This window comes from Comamonas badia DSM 17552 (assembly GCF_000484635.1).
Lineage (GTDB): Bacteria > Pseudomonadota > Gammaproteobacteria > Burkholderiales > Burkholderiaceae_C > Comamonas_C > Comamonas_C badia.
In genome coordinates this window covers 372,160-389,923 of sequence record NZ_AXVM01000001.1, presented here as the reverse complement: position 1 = coordinate 389,923, position 17,764 = coordinate 372,160, and the positions used below count along the sequence as shown (strand labels likewise).

The window sequence follows — 17,764 nt, the reverse complement described above, 5'->3', positions numbered from 1 at the left end:
TTCATTGTTTTTCCAGGGAGAGTCGAATGAAAGGTTTTCTCGTTTTCCTCGTCACTTTGCCGCTGCTGCTTGCGGGTTGTGGCGGCAGCGCGACGGATCCGGCGGTCGATCGGGCCGAGGTGGCGGCGATTGCCCAGCGCGCCATGGCCCAGTACCGCCTGAGGTCGCTGATCCTGCGGGTGACGGCCGATGGTCAGCCGCTTTACAGCCAGGCGCTGGGTGAGTCGGCGGACGGCGTTCCCGCCACCGAAGACATGCACGTGCGCAACGGGTTCGTCGCATACAGCTATCTCACGACGGTGCTGATGGAACTGGTCGACCGCGAGCAGATCAGCCTCGGCGACAAGCTGTCCCGGTATTTTCCGGATCTTCCCCGTGCCAGCGACATCACCATCAGGATGCTGGCCAACAGCACCTCGGGCTACGCCGACTACGTTTACCAGCCTGAAGTGTCGGACGGCGTTGATGCCGATCCCTTCCGGCAGTGGGCGACGGATGATCTGATCCGGATCGGGACCCGCGCGCCGGCGATGTTCGCGCCGGGGACCAACTTCGGCTATTCGCATACCAATTACGCCATCCTGGGCCAGGTGCTGGAACAGGCCGGCCGTGCACCGCTGAGCCAATTGATGCAGCGGTACATCTTCCAGCCGATGGGACTGCGCCAGACCATGGGGTCGGACACGCCCGCGATTCCCGCGCCGGTCCTGCAGACGTACAGCTCGGAGCGCCGAGAGGGCATGGGGATTGCGCCCGGAGCGCCGTTTTACGAAAACACCACCTACTGGAACCCGTCGTGGACAGCGCCCGCGGGCGCCTTGCAGACGACCGACGTGGCGGATCTGACCACCTCGATTGCGGCGATCGGTTCGGGCAAGCTGCTGTCGCCGCAATCGCGCGGCGAGCAGGTCGAGCCGCACCTCATCGGCTTTGGCTTTACCCCGGAAGACGGCAGTTGCAACGTGTGCCGGGAAAACACGCGAAGCTTCTCGTTCGGACTGGGTGTGGTCCTGTTGGGCCCGTGGATCACCGGCAACAAATTCTTTGCCGGCAGCGGTGCGGCGGTGGGCTACCTGCCGGCGCGAAAAATCGCGATCGCGGTGATCACTACCTATCTTCCGGATGCGTTCGACGCAACCACCGGGCAAGTGAGCGATGCCGGCCCGAAGATTCTGATGGATGTGGCGGCGGCGCTGGCGCCGGATCAACCGATCCCCGCCCCTGCCGCGAAATAGATCCGTTGCCGCGCGATGTGCTCAACGGCCCTGCGAGGGAGCCGTGCCGCAGACGAGGCCCGTCGAACGCGCAGGGGTACATCCCGATGGGGGGCGCAGCTCTGGAAAAACCGGCTTCTGCGCCCCCGCCACGCGGGTGCGCGCATGCGGCGGGCTTACTCCGGCTTCTTCATCGGGCAGGTGCGCACACCCAGCAGCGTGTAGGCCGGGCAGAAGCGGAAGATGCCGGTGAGCACGGGCACGATGCCGATGTAGCCCCACGGGCCGATCTGCCCGAAGGCGGCGAGCGCGATGAGCACGGCGCCGACGACGATGCGCAGGATGCGGTCCCAGCCGCCTACGTTGATTTGCATGGCAGCTCCCCTTTCAGCAACCGGATTGGACGCCGAATTTGCGCAACACGGTTTCCATGAGGCACCAGCGCGTGAGGCTGCTTTGCAGCAGGTTGGCGCCGACGAAGGCGGTGAAGGCCAGCCACCAGGGGCTGACGAAGAGCGGGCTGCCCTGCACGCCGAGGGCGAGCGAAATCAGCACGAACAGGCCCGCCATGAAGCGGACGATTCTTCCAGTGGTCATTTGAATACTCCTTGAGGTGAATGACGGGAAACGGAAATCAGCGGTATTGGCGCAGGTAGCGCGCCTCGAAATGCGACTTCGCCCAGTGCATCAGGCGCAGCCGCGGCAGGGCGAGGTTGCGGTGCTCCGTGCGCCAGACGAGCTTGCCCTCGGTGAGCGAATCGATGATGCACAGCAGTTCGGTCTTGAAGCCGGCGCTTTGCGGGCGCCCGGCCAGCGCGTCGATGAGGTTCTGCGCGGCGGCGGCGGCCTGCAGATCGGCCATGTGGGCCTGCTTGGGCGCCCATTCGGGGCCGGGGAAGCTGCCGGAATCGCCTACCACCCAGGTGTTGCTGAAGCCCTGCACGCGGCATTGCGCGTCGGCGGCGAGCAGGCCGCCGGGGGAGCGGGGCAGGCTGGTGGCGTCAAACCAGGTGTTGCCGGTCATGCCGGGCATGAAGAGGATGAGGTCTGCGGGGATTTCGCCGCCTTCGGTCACCACCTTGCCGGCCTCGAAACGCAGCGGCTTGTGGCCCAGGTGCGTATGGATGCCGCGCCGCGCCATCTCGCCCAGAATGCCTTGCACCGCCTTGGCGCCCAGGCGCTTGCCGGGCTCCTGCTTGGGGTGGAAGAAGGTGATTTCGAACTTTTCGCGCCGCCCCTCCTGGCGCAGTTGGGTATCGATGCCGAAGGTGAATTCGAACATCGGCCCGCCGCGCACGGCAGCGGGCTCCTGCGGGTTGCCGGAGAAGCCGATGGCGATCGAGCCCCCTTGCATCGCCTTGAGCCGGTCGCGGATTTTCTCGGCCGCGGCGATGCCTTCGCAGGGGGTGATGGCGTGCTCGATACCGGGCAGCTTCTTGATGAAGCGCCCGCCGGTGGCGATCACCAGGGCATCGTTGGCGATCTTCTCGCCGGTGCTGGCGAGCACGCTGCGGGCGCCGTCTTCAAGCCCGGTGACGTCGGCCTGCACGTGGCGCACCCGCATGCGCGCAAAGAAGGGCGCGAGCGGCACGATGAGGTCTTCGCGGCGGCGCTTGCCGCTGGGAACCCAGATGATGCCCGGCAGGTAGTGCAGCTCGGCGCGCGGCGAGACGAGGGTGATGGGCGCGTTGCACAGGCGCTTGCGCAGTTCGCGCACGGTGGAGAGCGCGCCGAAGCCGCTGCCGAGGATGACGATGTGGGGAGTGGTGCTCATGTGTGTTTCAGTGGCGCGCTGCGGCCGCGCCTTTTCTGACTCCTTGGTGTGCAGGGTTTACTCCCGCGGGCTGGCCCCTGCTTTCATTGCGGCTTCTCCAGCCGTTCTATGCCCAGCGCCTTGAGCACGTGCTTTTCGTAGAAGGGCTCGGGCGAGCCGGTCTTCATCTTGCGCATGAAGTATTTCTCGAACGCGATCTTGCCCAGGTGCACCCATTTGCCCTTCTTGAACCAGTTGACGTTGCGCGGCGGCATCTGCGGCAGCGCCACGAAGGCGGCGCCGGTGTCGCCCATGTCGGCCAGGCAGATGGCGTTCCAGGTGGCCTTGGCGGTGGCTTTCTCGGGCTGCCCGGCCAGCTCGGCGGCGATGTTGTGGCAGATGGCCGAGACCATGGTCTCGATCATGTAGCCGGTCTTGGGTGCGCCGGTGGGCACGGGCGTGACCTCGACCGGCGGGATGGCCACGCAGACGCCGGCCGAAAAGATGTTGCGGTACTGCTTGCTGCGCTGGTATTCGTCGATCAGCACGAAGCCGCGCGGGTTGCACAGGCCCTGCACGGCCGCCACCGCATCCACGCCCTTGAAGGCGGGCAGCATCATGCTGAACTTGAAGGGCAGCTCGTGTTCCTTCTTGGTCTGGCCGGCCTCGTCCAGTTCGGTGACGAACATTTTGCCGGCCTCCACGCGCGTGGTTTTCGCGTTGGTGATCCACTTGATGTCGAAGCTGCGCAGCTCGCTTTCCAGCAGCGTCTTGGAATCACCCACGCCGGCCAGGCCCATGTGGCCGATGTAGGGTTCGCTGGTGACGAAGGTGAGCGGTACTTTATTGCGCAGCTTCCTCTTCTGCAGGTCCTTGTTGAAGATGAAGGCGAACTCGTAGGCCGGGCCGAAGCAGGATGCGCCGGGCATGGCGCCGATGATGGCGGGGCCGGGATTCTGCAGGAATTTCTGGTATTCGGCCCAGGCGCTTTCCGCGTGATCGACGGTGCAGATCGATTGCGTGTGGCCGTTCAAGGGGCCGCTGCCCGGCACTTCGTCGAACGAGAGCTTGGGGCCGGTGGTGATGACGAGGTAGTCGTAGGCCAGGCGTTCGCCGTTGGCCAGCTCGATGGCGTTGCCCTCGGCGTCGATCTTGTCCACGCGCTGGGCGATGAACGCTATGCCCTTCTTGGTCAGGCTCGGAGCGATGGGCAGCGTGGTCTGCGTGCGCTCGCGCCAGCCCACGGCCACCCAGGGGTTGGAGGGCACGAACTGGAAGTAATCGGTCGCGTTGACCACGGTGATGCGGTGCGTCTTGTCCAGCGTGGCGCGCAGTTCGTACGCGGCGGGCATGCCGCCGGTGCCTGCGCCAAGGATCACGATATGGGCCATGTTTGTTTCCTGGTGGGTGGGGGTGAGCGTGGGTGGATGTCCGTTCAGGGCCGGGTGGCGGGCTGCGTGGAAAACGCTGTGCTCGCCTCGCGCAGCGCGTTTTCGTCGAGCTGGCCCGCCGCCTGCGCCAGCTGCAGGCGGGCAAGCAAGGTGCTGACCTGCGCCTGCGAGAGCTGCAGCCGCGTGGCCGCGGTGTCGTTGCGGGCGCGCAGCACGTCCAGCAGGGTGCGCTCGCCCGCCTCATGGCCGGTGTGCGTGGCGTCCTGGCGCAGCTCGCTGGCGGCCAGGGCCGCCTGCAGGGCCGTGATCTGGCTGGCGCCGCTGTGCATGGCGAGCCAGGCCGATTGCACGTCGCGCGCGAGCTGCTCGCGCGTGGCGTCTTCCTGCGCCTGCGCGGCGGCCAGGCGCGCGGCGGCCTCCTGCTCGCGGCCGGACTGCATGCCGCCGGTGGAGAGCGGGATGGTGAGCTGCACGCCCACCATGGCGTTCACGCTGGTGTTGCGTGCCGAGCCGAAATCGCCATGGCCGTCCAGCCGGTCCTGCGCGGCCTGCGCGACGAGGTCCACCGTGGCGCGCTTGCCCGCGGCCGATTGGTCCAGCGCCGCGCGCGCCAGGTCGGTGGCCAGCCTTTGATCGCGCAAGGCGGTGCTGGCGTCCAGCGCCAGGTGTTGCCAGACGGCGAGCGCACGCGGCTCGGGCTGGGCTTGCGCGGGCAATTGCACCGCCAGGCTGGCCGCGGGCAGGCCGGTGGTGTCGGCCAGCGCCTGGGTGCGCGTCTGGATGTCGGCCTGCGCGGCCGCGACCTGGGCCTGCAGCAGCGCGAGTTCGGCGCGCGCCTCGTGCACGGCGGTGATGGGCGCGGCGCCGAGCTCGAAGCGATCCTGTGCTTCTTTCGCGGCGCTTTGCACGGCCTCAATCTGGCCTTGCAGCACGCGCAGTTTCTCTTGCGCCATCGCCAGGCTCAGGTAGGCGCTGGCGGTGCGCAGCATCGCGTCTTGCCGTGCGCCGTGCAGTGCGAGTTCGGCGCGGTCCGCCTGCAGGTTCAGCTGCTTTTGCTGTGCGCGCCGCTGCGGGTTGTACAGCGGCTGGCTGGCCTGCAGCGCCACGCGCGTGGCCGCGCCGCCGTGGATGGAGGTGGCGAAGTCCACGCCGCTGGAGGTGCCCAGGCCGGGCGCGGAAAACTGCGCGCCGCGCATCGTCGTGTCGCTGGCGCCGAGGCCGGCCGATGCGGTCAACGCCACCTGCGGGCGCCACAGCGCCGCGGCCTGCTGGCGCTGCGGCTCGGCCACGCCGGCGGCGGCGCGGGCGGCGGCGAGCGGGCTGTCGTGCTGTTCGGCGGCCTGCCAGGCTTGCAGCAGCGTGAGCGCCTGGGCGGTGGGAGCGAACACCCAGATCGCGGCGAGCAGCAGCACGAATTTCAATAGAAATATGGCTCCAGGTTTTGCTGGTACTGTGCGAGCAGCTATGGTTTGGTGAGTCATTGCGCCCCTCCTTGCCCGCGCACCACGTCCACGTGCCTGCGGTAGGCCATGTAGTAGAGCAGGGGAATCACGACGAGCGTGAGCACCGTGGAGACAGCGATGCCGAAGATCAGCGAGATCGCCAGGCCGTTGAAGATCGGGTCGGAAAGGATGAAGAAGGCGCCGAGCATGGCCGCCACCCCGGTCAGCAGAATGGGCTGCGCGCGCGTGATCGCGGACTGCACGATGGCCTGTTTGAACTCCGCGCCCGCCTGCACCTGCAGCCGGATGAAGTCTACGAGCAGGATGGAGTTGCGCACGATGATGCCCGCCAGCGCGATCATGCCGATCATGCTGGTGGCGGTGTACTGCGCGCCCAGCAGCGCGTGCCCCGGCATCACGCCGATGATCGTGAGCGGAATCGGCGCCATGATGATGAGCGGCGTGAGGTAGGAGCCGAAGTGCGCCACCACCAGCAGGTAGATGAGGATGAGGCCGACGGCGTAGGCCGCGCCCATGTCGCGGAAGGTCTCGTAGGTGATCTGCCATTCGCCATCCCATTTCAGGCTGTAGGCGCGGTAGGGGTCGCTGGGCTGGCGGATGAAATACTCGTCCAGTCCCGCGCCATCGGGCGCAATGATCTTGCCGATCGCCGAGCGCGCATCGAACATGCCGTAGAGCGGGCTGTCCACCCGGCCCGCCATGTCGGCGACGACGAGGTTCACCGGCAGCAGATCCTTGTGATGGATGGGCTGCTCGCGCAGCGTGTCGCTCACCGTCACCAGCTCGTGGATGGGCACGAGCTTGCCCGTGGCCGTGCGCACCGGCAGCTGCAGCAGCGCGTCCAGGCTGCCGTGCTGGTCGGCGGGCAGCTGCAGCAGGATGGGCGTGGCGTATTTGCTGTGCGCGTCGTGCAGCCAGGTGGCGGCTTCGCCCGCCAGACCGGCGTGCAGCGCGCTGACGATCGCGGCTTGCGGTACGCCCATGAGCGCGGACTTGCGCCGGTCCACCAGCACCAGCTTCCTGGGAGCATCGGCAATCGAGGAGTCGTCCAGATCGACGATGCCCTCCGTATTCTGTAGCGCCTTGCGCACGTCCTGCGCCACTTTGCGCCGGCCTTCGGCATCGGGCCCGTAGATCTCGGCAACGATGGGCGAGAGCACCGGCGGGCCGGGTGGCACCTCCACCACCTTGACGTTGGCGCCCAGCTTTTCCCCGATCGCTTGCAGGTGCGGGCGCACGCGCGTGGCAATCGCGTGGCTTTGCTCCTTGCGCTCGTGCTGTCCCAGCAGGTTCACCTGGATGTCGCCCGCCTGGCCGCCGCTCCTCAGGTCGTACTGGCGCACCAGGCCGTTGAAGTTGATTGGCCCGGCGGTGCCGGCATAGGCCTGGAAGTTGGTCACCTCGGGCACGCTGGCAAGGTAGTCGCCCAGCGCGTGCAGCACGGCGGCCGTTTTTTCGGGAGGGGTGCCCGCGGGCATGTCCACGATCACCTGGAACTCGCTCTTGTTGTCAAACGGCAGCATCTTGAGCTGCACCCAGCCGATGGCGGGCAGCAGCAGCGAGAAGGCGATCAGTGCGGCGACGGCCAGGCCCAGCAGGCTGCGGTTGCGCCTGCCACGCTGCTCGTCGAGCAGGGGGCGGAAGAGGCGCTCGAACAGCGGCGCGAGCCGGGCGGCAAGGCCCGTGTGCTCTTGCGCCGCAGCGCCTTGGTGGCTCTTCATCCAGTGCCGCCCCAGCCAGGGCGTGACGGTGAAGGCCACCGCCAGCGAGATCACCATGCCCATGCTGGCGTTGATCGGAATCGGCGCCATGTAGGGACCCATGAGGCCGCTGACGAAGGCCATGGGCAGCAGCGCGGCGATCACGGTGAAGGTGGCCAGGATGGTGGGTCCGCCCACCTCATCCACGGCGCCGGGGATGAGCTGCAGCAGCGTTTTTTCGGGGTGCAGCGCCTGGTGGCGGTGGATGTTCTCGACCACCACGATGGCGTCGTCCACCAGGATGCCGATGGAGAAGATCAGCGCGAACAGCGACACCCGGTTGAGCGTGAAGCCCCAGGCCCAGGAGGCGAACAACGTGGCCGCCAGCGTCAGGCCCACGGCGGCGCCGACGATCAGCGATTCGCGCCGCCCGAGCGCGAAAAACACCAGCGCAACCACCGAGAGCGTGGCGAAGATCAGCTTCTGGATGAGTTTTTGCGCCTTGTCATTCGCCGTGGCGCCGTAGTCGCGCGTCTCCGCCATCTGCACGTCGGCCGGGATGACGGTGTTCTTGAGCTGCTGCACGCGGGCCATGACCGCCTCTGCCACATCAATTGCGTTCTCGCCCGCCTTCTTGGTGACGGCCATGGTCACCGCCGGGTATTCGGTGGCAACGCCATCCTTGACCACGCTGTGCCAGACGTAGCGCGTGGCGGGCGGCGGGCCGTCCTGCACGCTGGCCACGTCTTTCAGATACACCGGCTTGCCCGCGTGGCTGGCGACGACGATGTCGGCCACCTCGCGGGCGTTGGCAAGGTGCGGACCGGCTTCGATCGCCACGCTCTGGTTGCCGCCCAGCAGCTCGCCCACCGGCAGCCCCTGGTTGGCCGATTGCAGCGCGCCGCGCAGCTGATCGACGGTGACGCCGCTGCCCGCCATGCGCGCGGGATCGAGCGCTACCAGCACCGCGCGCCCCGGCCCGCCTATCGTCGTCACCGTGCGGGTGCCGCTCACGCGCTTGAGCTCGGCCTCCACGCTGTGCGCCACGCGCTCGAGGTCGTAGGCGCCGGTAGCGGGATTCTCGCTGTAGAGCGTGAGCGTGACGATGGGCACGTCATCGATGCCCTTGGGGCGGATGATGGGCTCAAGCGCTCCCAAACCCCGGGGCAGCCAGTCGGCGTTGCTGCGCAGCGTGTCGTGCAGCCGCACCAGCGCGGCCTCGCGCGGCACCCCCACCTTGAACTGCACGGTAAGCGCCGCCATGCCGGGCTGCGAGACGCTCGTCACATGCTCCACGCCCTGCATCTGCGACAGCACCTGCTCGGCGGGCGTGGCGATCAGTTCCTCCACCTCGCGCACCGAGGCGCCGGGGAAGGGCACGATGACGTTGGCCATGGTCACGTCGATCTGCGGCTCTTCCTCGCGCGGGGTGATGAACACGGCAAACAGCCCCAGCAGCAGCGCGACGAGCGCCAGCAGCGGCGTGATCTGCGCGTTCTGAAACGCCTGCGCGATGCGGCCGGAAATGCCCATCGAAGGGTCGAGTGGTCGGCCCATGGTCAACGCACCCGTGCGGCGGCCTGCGGCTGGGTGGCGATCTGGTCGCCGCCGCTCACGCCGCTCAGGATTTCAATCTGCTCGCCCGCAAGCTGACCCAGACGCACCTGGCGCAGCTGCGGCTTGCCGTTGCCGCCCCGCACGTACACCCCGGTCATCTCCGCGCGGCGCACCACGCTGGCGGCGGGCACGAAGAGCCGCTGATCGCCCTGCGCGCTGGCGCCCTGGAACCACAGCCGGGCAAATCCGCCCGGGACCGCGCCCGATGCGCCGGCGGGCAGCGTGGCCCGCACCGTGGCGGCGTGGCTTTGCGCGTCGGCTGTGGGCAGCCGCTGCAGCGCGTCTGCGGCAATGTGGATGCGCTCGGCAGCGCCGGGCAGCTCCACCTGCACCTGGGTTGCGCCGGCGAGCCGCGCCGCCTGCGTCTGCGTGAGCGCGGCCGAGATGCGCAAGGCTGCGGGATCGAACAGGGTGACGAGTGGCTTGCCCGGCAGCGCCATGTCGCCCAGCGCCACGGGCACGCTCGCGACCACGCCATCAAACGGCGCCTTGATCACATGCAGGCCCGATTGCGTGAGGGCTGCGCCGGCCTGCGCCTGCAGCGCCTGCACCTGCGCCTGGCGGGCCTGCCACTGCGCGCGGGCATTGTCCAGCGCCGCCTGGCTGATGTAGTTTTTGGCAAACAGCTGCTGCTGGCGCTCGTACTCCTTGGCTGCGACGGCCGCCTGCGCCTGCGCTGCCGCCGCCTGGGCGCTGCTGGCGGCGGCGCCCTGGCTGGCCATGCGGGCGTCGATGCGCAGCAGCTCCTGCCCGGCCTTCACGCGGTCGCCTGCATGCACGGTGAGTTGCGTGATGCTGCCGCCCACCTGCGCGGCCAGGGTGGCGTCGCGCACTGCCTCCACCCTGGCGTCCACGCTTTGCGGCGGGGCCTGGGTGCTGGTCTGCACCGGCGCCCATGACAAGGGGACGCTGGGCGCCTCTTGCGCCGCGTGGACGGTGGAAAGGAGCAGGGCGCAAAGGCTGGCCAGAAGAGCGGCGCTTGAGCGATGCAGGTTCATGAGGGAAAATCCAGTCAATCTGTTTTTGATTATTTACGTATTAACGTAATTAATCAACAAGAGTATAATGCAGGCATGGAGATCACGCAATGAGAAACATGCCTCCCGAGGTCATCGATCAGTTGGCTGCGTACTTCCGGGTGCTGGCCGAGCCGATGCGGCTGCGTCTGGCGAACTTGCTGCGCGAGCGCGAATACAACGTGGGAGAACTGGCGCAGGCCGTGGGCTCCACCGCGGCGAACGTCTCGCGCCACCTCTCGCTGATGACCAAGCACGGCATCGTCGCGCGCGAGGAGCGTGGCACCAGCGTTTACTTCCGTATCGCCGATGCGCGGGTGGATGAGTTGTGCGATCTGGTCTGCGGCAGCATCGCCAGCCGCATGCAGGCGGCGAGCGCGGTGCACGATGCATTCAAGGCGATGCTCTGAGCCCTGCACCCCGTGCCATGCCTTAGAATCCGCCGCTTCGAGCGGGTGTAGTTCAATGGCAGAACGGCAGCTTCCCAAGCTTCATACGAGGGTTCGATTCCCTTCACCCGCTCCACTGCATCAATCTGCGGACTTCCGCAGAAGTCCAAGAGAGTCTGCAAGTCGTTGCCACACAAAGACTTTTCCTCTCTTTGATGTTCTGCCGTGGTCCACTGCGATCCGCCTACAGCCGGGACTTTTGAGTCCACAAACAAGTCCATTTTTGAGGGCGCGGCTGATTCCGGATTGTTGATGGAGGGGCGAGGTCGACGTGACCAGCATCTGGTTCCTGACTCATGTTCAGGAGCAAGAGCATGGCACTCTCAGACCTGGCCGTTCGACAGGCCAAGGCAACTGGCAAGGCATACACCCTCCCTGACCTGGATGGCCTCTCCCTGGCCGTCACCGCGGCAGGGGGCAGGACTTGGCACTTCCGCTACTACTGGGCGGGCAAGCAGAAGCGGATGTCGCTCGGCACCTACCCGGAGGTGACGCTTCGCGAGGCCCGCGGCCTACGCGATGAAGCGCGCGTCCTGCTGGCCAAAGGCATCAATCCTCGCGTTCACCGCAAGCAGAAGCGCACCGCTGTCCGGCTCGCCGACGAAAACACCTTCGATGCGGTGTATCGCAAGTGGCTCAAGCATCGCGGGCTCAGCCTCAAGGAAGGCCGGCAGACGACCCTCTCGATACTTCCGCGCATCTTCGACAAGGATGTGCTGCCTACCTTGGGCAAGCGCTCGATCTATGAGATCAAGCGTCCCGACCTCTTGGAGGTGATCGCCAAGATCGAGAAGCGCAGGGCGCTCTCCGTCGCCGAGAAAGTCAGGACGTGGTTCAACCAACTGTTCCGCTACGCGCTGGTGATCGTGCCGGGCCTGGAGCAGAACCCCGCCTCCGATCTCGATGTGGTGGCGCTGCCGCTGCCCCCCGTCAACCACAACCCGTTCCTGCGCATGGCCGAGCTGCCGAAGCTGTTGCAGCGGCTGCGCAGCTATCGCGGCAGGCGGCAGACCCAGCTCGGGCTGCGGGTATTGCTGCTGACTGGCGTGCGAACCGGAGAGCTGCGACAGGCGACGCCGGATCAATTCGATCTGGACCGTGGGCTGTGGATCATCCCGCCCGACGTCGTGAAGCAACTCCAGTTGGATATGCGCAAGAAGCGGCAGCAGCCAAAGGACATCCCGCCCTACATCGTCCCGCTATCGATTCAGGCCATGGAGATCGTCCGGCACCTGCTGGATGAGTTCAAGCCGGCCCAGCGCCACCTGTTCCGGCACGACAGCGACTTGAAGAAGCGCATCAGCGAGAACACGCTCAATGGTGCGCTCAAGCGCATGGGCTATCAGGAACGCCTGACGGGACACGGTATTCGCGGCACGATGTCCACTGCGCTCAACGAGATCGGCTACCCGAAGGTCTGGGTGGATGCACAGCTCTCGCATGTCGATCCCAACAAGGTCAGCGCGACCTACAACCATGCCGAGTACGTGGAGCAGCGTCGCCGCATGATGCAGGACTGGGCCGATCGGCTCGACCTCTTCGAGCAGAACCAGGTCGAGGCGGCCAGCATGCCGCTCACCGTGCATCTGGAAGGCGTGCCCGCATTCCCGAGTGAGCAAACCGCAAGCGCCCCCTCTACGCCGGTTGCCGCTTCGCCAATCCTGCTCGTGACGAAGCCGGGCGACGCCATGCCGTTGGTTTCTGCCGCCGCACATCGGCTGCCGGCGGTTCCGCCCCCTCGATCGGCCGCGCCGCTGGTGCCTTCGGACATTCAGCGCGAGAGGATGGAGCTGTTCGATGTCTTCGAGGCGCCGCACAACCTTCCCGTCGCTGCGTTTGCCAAGATGGCGGGCAAATCCCGCAGGTGGATCAGCTACGAGATCAAGGCGGGCAACTTGCTGGCGTTGAACGTAGGCAACCGCGGCCAGCGCGTGCCGGACTGGCACCTCGACCCACTCAAGCACGAGCTGATCCAGTCCGTCCTGAAGTTGACCAGGGGTGCGGACCCTTGGCAGATCTACCATGCACTGCTGCAACCGCGCTCGATGCTGCGGGGGCATTCGGCACTGGAGGGCGTGACGGCCAGCAATCTCGACAAGCTCGTCATGGCAGTGAGCACAGCCGTGAAGGAAAGCGAATGGACCCCGCCGCGAGTCGGGGTCGCCTAGCAGCAGGAATGCGGGATCGTGGCGAAACCGCGATTCCCGCGCGTCTGTCAGGACACCAAGCGCGCGCGGCGGGCGAATCTTGCCTGGGTGTCCGACAAGGAAGCGTGGCGGCGCAGCAGGTAAGCCATCACGATCGTTGGTGCGCCGGCCAGCGGCCGCACGGCGATGCCTCGGCGTAGGTAGCTCGCCAGTCTCGCGGCAGGCGCAATGGCGATCCCGTACCCGGCGGCAACCAGCGTCATCGCCACATCGAATGTCTCCACCGTTTGCTCCCGCTCCTGCAGCGCGTTCTCGAACACGCGCTGCACGGTCATGCGCCATGGTTCATCGGCCGTGGACTGCGAGCAGATCAAGGGCTGCTTGAGCACTTCCTCGCACGGCACTTCACGGTAGGCCAGCAGGTGGGAGCGCTTGGCCACGGCGACCGCCAGCGTGTCATGCCACAGCGGCTCGCATACCCAGCCAGGCCACTGCCTGGCAACCGCAGACAAGGCGAAGTCGAAGCCGTCGCCCGGCAGCTCCGCGCCTCGAACGGGATCTGTCCATCCGGCCAGGACGGCATGAGTCTCCGGCTCTTCGGCACGCTGCAGGGCGAGCACGTCGGCGAGCTGGGGAGGCACCCATTCGCCGAGGACGGCCATGCGAATTTCGGCGGTGATGTCACTCGATTCCACGTCCAGCTCCCCCCAGGCGGTGAACTCGTGGCAACTGATCTCGAAGCCGTTGAATGAGTTAAGTTTAACGTGGTTTAAATCTTGACCGTGTTCGACGCTCTTGGCAATGCCAAAGCGTTCGATCCAAAGGGGCCGCCCCACCGGCACCACTACCTACGAAGCGGAACCAGCCATCGCGTTTGGGGCTGCCGTGCGGGAAGAAAGAACCAACCAGGGTATCGCTCAGGAAACGCTGGCCCACATGGCCGGCATCGAACGGTCGCACATGGGCAAGATCGAGCGCGGCGAGCATGTCCCCACGCTCCCTCTCATCCTCAAGATTGCCCGTGCGCTGAAATGCAGTTCCGCCCACTTGATGACTCTGACCGAAGCCAAGCTGGCGGAGTCGGCCCCCTCCGCAGATTGAAGCCGGCCCGCACAGCGGTCGCATGCCTACGCCTGATCGTCGTCCTTGCCCCCAAGGGCTGAATCTTCGCGCTTTGCGGCCTCGTTGAGGAGCCGCAGGTATGGGTTGTCTGGCGGCGTCTCCTGGAACAGCGTATCCGGGCTGACGAGCAGGTAGCCGTGCAGCCGGCGCGACTTGCGCGGCCCCGTGACTTCGCAGGTCCAGATGTTCAGCCCGCTCGGCTGCTTGCGGTGCTGTCCCAGCTTCTCGAAGCGCTTCTGTACCCACTGCCACCCCTCCAGCTTCTCCTGCTTGGCCAGCGCGGCGACTTGAAGGTACTCCTGCGCGTAGCGCTGGAACACGCCGGGGCTGACGAGATAGGTCGTGCCGGCGACGGTATGCACCAGGGCCTTGGCGTCGTTGATGATGAGCTTGCGCGTCTGGATGCTCTGGCGCAGCCAGGCCATGAAGTGCGCCCCGGAGGGCTCCGCGCGATCCTGGGAAGGCGCGAGGCTCATCTGTGGCGGGGGCACGGTCGAAGGGGTCGGCTCGGGCTCGGCGACAGGACAACTCGGGGTCTCCGGTGCTGTGGGCGGAGCGGTGTCGCCGAGCAGATCGAGCAGCGCGGCCACGCCGGTGTCCGTGGCTATGGATGCGATCGGCGCCGTGCTCGCGGGTGCAGCTTCGGTACCTTCCACGCGCGGCCCATCGGCCACCGCCGGCGCTAGCGGCGGCGGCTCCGCCTGTTCCTCTTCGACCTGCACACGGCCTGCGAACGGCGCCGGCCGATCGGCGGCATCCCAGATCATCGCCGGCGAGAGTTTCAGGAAGGTGAAGGCGTGCGACCAGCCGGCGTCGCTGGTGACGGTAGCCTTCCAGATCGCCTTGCCATCCGGCGTCGGTTGCACGATGCCGTGATCCTGCAGCACGTTGAACACCGCCGTGTTGCTCGCCGGGATGCCGTCGATGCCCTGCGACAGCAGATGTGCGCGCAGCTTGTCGGAGACGGTCTTGCTCACCAGCCACAAGGCGTCTTGTGTCAGCCAGCCGTCCGCCGGGCCGGCCTGGTTCAACTTGAACGCTTCCTTGAGCAGGTAGCGCAAGCCGTCGAGCAATTTGCGTTGCAGCGCATGCTTGGGCGCCGCCAGCGCCTTGCTGGGATCGCCGCCGAGTTCCTGGGCGACCGATGCCTGGTCGGCCTGCACGACCAGTTCGCCGAGCGTGCCGGCATGCTCGTACTGGCCGGCCAGCACGTACAGCAGCGCGGCCCAGAGGTCGGGATAGCCACTGAGCCAGTCGAAGATGTCCCGATCGAGAAGGCGCGTGTAGAGCAGCCCGGTGGCGGCGCTGTGCAGGCGGTACTCACGCTCCTTTCGGTAACGAAAGCGGTAGGGCTTTCGCAGCGGGCCGTGCCAGGGATGCCAGACGCTGCCGTCGGCATGCTCGACGTGCAGATCGACGGCAATCTTGCCGACGTCGTGCAGCAGGGCCGCGTAGGCCGTGCCTGCGGTCCAGGCTTCGGCCTGGGCCGCCTGTGCTTCCGGCGTGACGCCCGCAGGCAGCAGGTATGACTGCCGCAGTTTCAGCGCATAGGCGGCGATCTCCAGGCCGTGGTCCAGCATGCCGCCCGGATAGGCGTGGTGGTGGTTCTCAGAGGCCGGGAACTGCTGGACCAGCTCGGCGTAGCGCTCCAGTGGGCCGAGGTAGAGCGTGGCGAACTGCCGGCGCGAGAGCGATGTGCGCTGCCAGATGTGTTCCAGCAGTTTCTGCCGGCGCGGCGTGGCCAGCAGCGATGCGGCCGACTCCGGCCGCATCGACCCTTTCTGAGTTTCGATGGCGGAGGTGGGCGGTGTGCCGGCGGCGGGTGGCACCCTTTTGCGCTGGAACAGCGAGAGCATGGCGAACCCCGGATGACGGGCTGCTCGGGGCGCCTTTTGGCCTTTTCAGGATAGGGCCTTTCCCCTTGGCGCCCTTCCTTTGCCCCTTCCCAGCCCTTTGGCCTTTGTCGGAGCCTTTGGGTATAGGGCCGCTGCTTCGTGGATGCCACGATGAATGCGGCATGGGGCAATCCCGGCATTGGGGCGCTGCGGGACGTTCGTCAGCTCTGGCCCAAGCCGGTGTCGAGGGCGGCGGATTGCGCTGCGAAGTCGTCGGGACGGCGTTTGCGGAAGGTTTCGAGATTGCTCAGCTTCCAGCGCAGTGCCGGCAGTTGCGCGGCGTGCTGGCACTGCACCAGCGACCAGTCCGGTTCTGCGCGCGCCAGCCCGCTCAGAAACCGCCTGTGCGCGGTGCTCAGTCGCTGTGGCAGCTCGCGCCGCAGCCTGGCACGAGCATCGAGCAGCATCTCCAGGGAGCAGTCCACTTCGGTCATGCCGACAAAGGCCCGCTCGTACTCGCCGGCGATGTCCTTGTCGTTGCCGAACAGCACTTCGTGAGGCGGCCGGTTGTGGCCCGCCAAATAGATCACGAAGCACTCGACCATGCCGTCGCTGATGTCGCCCGACTCAAAGAGCTGCCACACGTCGAACAGGTCGCGGGGGTGCTGTCGATCCAGCGCGGCCACCAGCTTGCTGGCGTACAGCTCGTCCGGTGCCAGAACCGGCAGCTCGAACTCGACGCCGAACAGATCGCTGGTCTTGGCGCTCAGCGGCCGCCGCTCGACGGGCAGCACGCTGCCGCGGAACACGACATTGACCTCGATCTTCACCTGGCTGGCGTCGTTCTCGACGATCAGCTTGGTGTCTCCCAGGTCCTTGGCGCGAACCAGGCGTGTCTGCACGCCCAGTGGCGCAACGCGCGTGGCGATGGCGGCCAGCTCCTGGTTGATGGCTTGCAGCGCTTCGTCGCGCGGCGTCTGCCACCGGAGGTACACCACGTCGATGTCCACCGAAAGGCGCGGCATGTCCCGCACGAAGAGGTTGATGGCCGTGCCGCCCTTCATGGCGAAGATGTCGTTGGCGAACACGTCGGGCGCGACGGCCAGCAGCAGGCGAACGGTGTCCGCGTAGGTCTTATCCATGAGGTCTCAGGCTCAGCAAAGTGCCGTCATCGAGCCGGCTCATCCAGCGCGTGTTGCTGCCGGTGCGAACCGGGTACTGCTCCAGCAGGGCATCGACATCCACGAGGCTGGTCTCGCGCGCCCAGGTCAGGAACAGGCGCACGGCCTTCACGCTGGCGCAGCAGGACAGCAGTTGCCCGAGCAAGTCCTTGCGGGGGGAACGCAGTCCATCGAAGAGGTTGCGGGCCTCTTCGAGGCTCTGCTTGACGCCGGCTTCGTACAGCAGCTCCAGCACGGCACGCTCGGGGGCTGCCACCCGCAGATCCTCGGGCAGGCCAGGCGGCGTGGTCAGGGTCTTGCTGGCCAGCGTCGTGTCCGGCCAGTCGAACAGGCGGGCGTGGACGTAGCGGGCCGGAAAGCGCGAGGTGAACCAGGCCGGCAACGCGAAACGACCGTCGCCCCACAGCACCAGCGTCTCCCGGCTGCCCAGGTTGTGCCGCACACCCTGCAGGGCCAGGGCGCTCTTGCCGCCGACGTGCAGGCCGGGCACGCGCTGTTGCAGGAACTTCAGGGCACCGTAGACCCCGAACTCATCGTTCGGGAAGGCATAGACGCCATGGGCCAGGCGCACGATCCACCCGCCGTCGGCATAGTGAGCGGCGAGCTGGGGCGACACCCCGAACTGGCTCAGGGTGGCAAGGTCGAACGGCGCCCCGCGGGGGAGTCCCGCCTGCAGCCGCTTGATTACTTGGTGCCTAGAATTTCCATCCATGTTATAAAGATAGCACGGAATCCAATCAGCCCCTAGAGCTATCGCTAGAACTCGCAGAGAAAGTAGCATAAGGTTTGATTTCTAATGCAGAATCTAATCGCTCTGCGACCCAAGCCAACCCGGCTCGGCCAGCCGCATCCTTCGAACGGGGGCCTGATGCCTGA

At 66.7% G+C, this 17,764-nt stretch carries 15 protein-coding genes and 1 tRNA gene; 5 read left to right on the top strand and 11 right to left on the bottom strand.

The window, feature by feature from the left end:
- Positions 1-26: 26 nt before the first annotated feature.
- Complete coding sequence (locus tag K320_RS0101925) at positions 27-1,235, top strand: serine hydrolase domain-containing protein (protein WP_024537198.1); 1,209 nt, start codon at positions 27-29, stop codon at positions 1,233-1,235.
- Between the two features lie 155 nt (positions 1,236-1,390).
- On the opposite strand, the gene K320_RS0101920 is transcribed toward K320_RS0101925, so the two are convergent.
- The 7 genes from K320_RS0101920 to K320_RS0101890 form a co-directional block, all read right to left on the bottom strand.
- Entirely contained in the window at positions 1,391-1,588 is a 198-nt protein-coding gene (locus K320_RS0101920; RefSeq protein WP_024537197.1) for a YgaP family membrane protein, read from the bottom strand.
- Between the two features lie 13 nt (positions 1,589-1,601).
- Positions 1,602-1,811 carry a YgaP family membrane protein gene (locus K320_RS0101915; protein WP_024537196.1) on the bottom strand — a complete coding sequence of 70 codons (210 nt, stop codon included), beginning with the start codon at positions 1,809-1,811 and terminating at the stop codon, positions 1,602-1,604.
- Positions 1,812-1,848: 37 nt separating this feature from the next.
- Positions 1,849-2,988, bottom strand: a complete 1,140-nt coding sequence (locus tag K320_RS0101910) for an NAD(P)/FAD-dependent oxidoreductase (protein ID WP_024537195.1) — start codon at positions 2,986-2,988, stop codon at positions 1,849-1,851.
- 83 nt (positions 2,989-3,071) lie between these two features.
- On the bottom strand, positions 3,072-4,358 hold the full coding sequence (locus K320_RS0101905) for an NAD(P)/FAD-dependent oxidoreductase (protein WP_024537194.1): 1,287 nt from the start codon (positions 4,356-4,358) through the stop codon (positions 3,072-3,074).
- Between the two features lie 44 nt (positions 4,359-4,402).
- Complete coding sequence (locus K320_RS17935; protein WP_245593817.1) at positions 4,403-5,770, bottom strand: TolC family protein; 1,368 nt, start codon at positions 5,768-5,770, stop codon at positions 4,403-4,405.
- 65 nt (positions 5,771-5,835) lie between these two features.
- Positions 5,836-9,078: an efflux RND transporter permease subunit gene (locus K320_RS0101895; RefSeq protein ID WP_024537192.1), complete on the bottom strand. Its 3,243-nt coding sequence runs from the start codon at positions 9,076-9,078 to the stop codon at positions 5,836-5,838.
- A 2-nt stretch (positions 9,079-9,080) separates the two neighbouring features.
- Positions 9,081-10,136: an efflux RND transporter periplasmic adaptor subunit gene (locus tag K320_RS0101890; protein WP_024537191.1), complete on the bottom strand. Its 1,056-nt coding sequence runs from the start codon at positions 10,134-10,136 to the stop codon at positions 9,081-9,083.
- An 89-nt stretch (positions 10,137-10,225) separates the two neighbouring features.
- On the opposite strand from K320_RS0101890, the gene K320_RS0101885 reads away from it, so the two are divergent.
- From K320_RS0101885 to K320_RS0101875, 3 genes are all read left to right on the top strand, one after another.
- Positions 10,226-10,564 carry an ArsR/SmtB family transcription factor gene (locus K320_RS0101885; protein WP_024537190.1) on the top strand — a complete coding sequence of 113 codons (339 nt, stop codon included), beginning with the start codon at positions 10,226-10,228 and terminating at the stop codon, positions 10,562-10,564.
- Between the two features lie 41 nt (positions 10,565-10,605).
- Positions 10,606-10,679 (top strand) — tRNA-Gly (locus K320_RS0101880).
- Between the two features lie 238 nt (positions 10,680-10,917).
- Entirely contained in the window at positions 10,918-12,771 is a 1,854-nt protein-coding gene (locus K320_RS0101875; protein WP_013518687.1) for a tyrosine-type recombinase/integrase, read from the top strand.
- 47 nt (positions 12,772-12,818) lie between these two features.
- Here the strand turns inward: K320_RS0101875 and K320_RS0101870 are convergent, their stop codons facing one another.
- Positions 12,819-13,445: a substrate-binding domain-containing protein gene (locus K320_RS0101870; RefSeq protein WP_024537189.1), complete on the bottom strand. Its 627-nt coding sequence runs from the start codon at positions 13,443-13,445 to the stop codon at positions 12,819-12,821.
- Between the two features lie 106 nt (positions 13,446-13,551).
- Between K320_RS0101870 and K320_RS0101865 the strand changes: the two genes are divergently transcribed.
- Complete coding sequence (locus K320_RS0101865) at positions 13,552-13,851, top strand: helix-turn-helix domain-containing protein (RefSeq protein WP_003282197.1); 300 nt, start codon at positions 13,552-13,554, stop codon at positions 13,849-13,851.
- A 26-nt stretch (positions 13,852-13,877) separates the two neighbouring features.
- On the opposite strand, the gene mobH is transcribed toward K320_RS0101865, so the two are convergent.
- From mobH to K320_RS0101850, 3 genes are all read right to left on the bottom strand, one after another.
- Positions 13,878-15,728: a MobH family relaxase gene (gene mobH, locus K320_RS0101860; RefSeq protein WP_024537188.1), complete on the bottom strand. Its 1,851-nt coding sequence runs from the start codon at positions 15,726-15,728 to the stop codon at positions 13,878-13,880.
- Between the two features lie 200 nt (positions 15,729-15,928).
- Positions 15,929-16,849, bottom strand: coding sequence for a nucleotidyl transferase AbiEii/AbiGii toxin family protein (locus K320_RS0101855; protein ID WP_024537187.1), 921 nt, complete (start codon positions 16,847-16,849; stop codon positions 15,929-15,931).
- Positions 16,842-17,600 carry a type IV toxin-antitoxin system AbiEi family antitoxin domain-containing protein gene (locus tag K320_RS0101850; RefSeq protein WP_024537186.1) on the bottom strand — a complete coding sequence of 253 codons (759 nt, stop codon included), beginning with the start codon at positions 17,598-17,600 and terminating at the stop codon, positions 16,842-16,844. Before K320_RS0101850 ends, K320_RS0101855 begins: the two co-directional genes overlap by 8 nt.
- Positions 17,601-17,764: the final 164 nt, after the last annotated feature.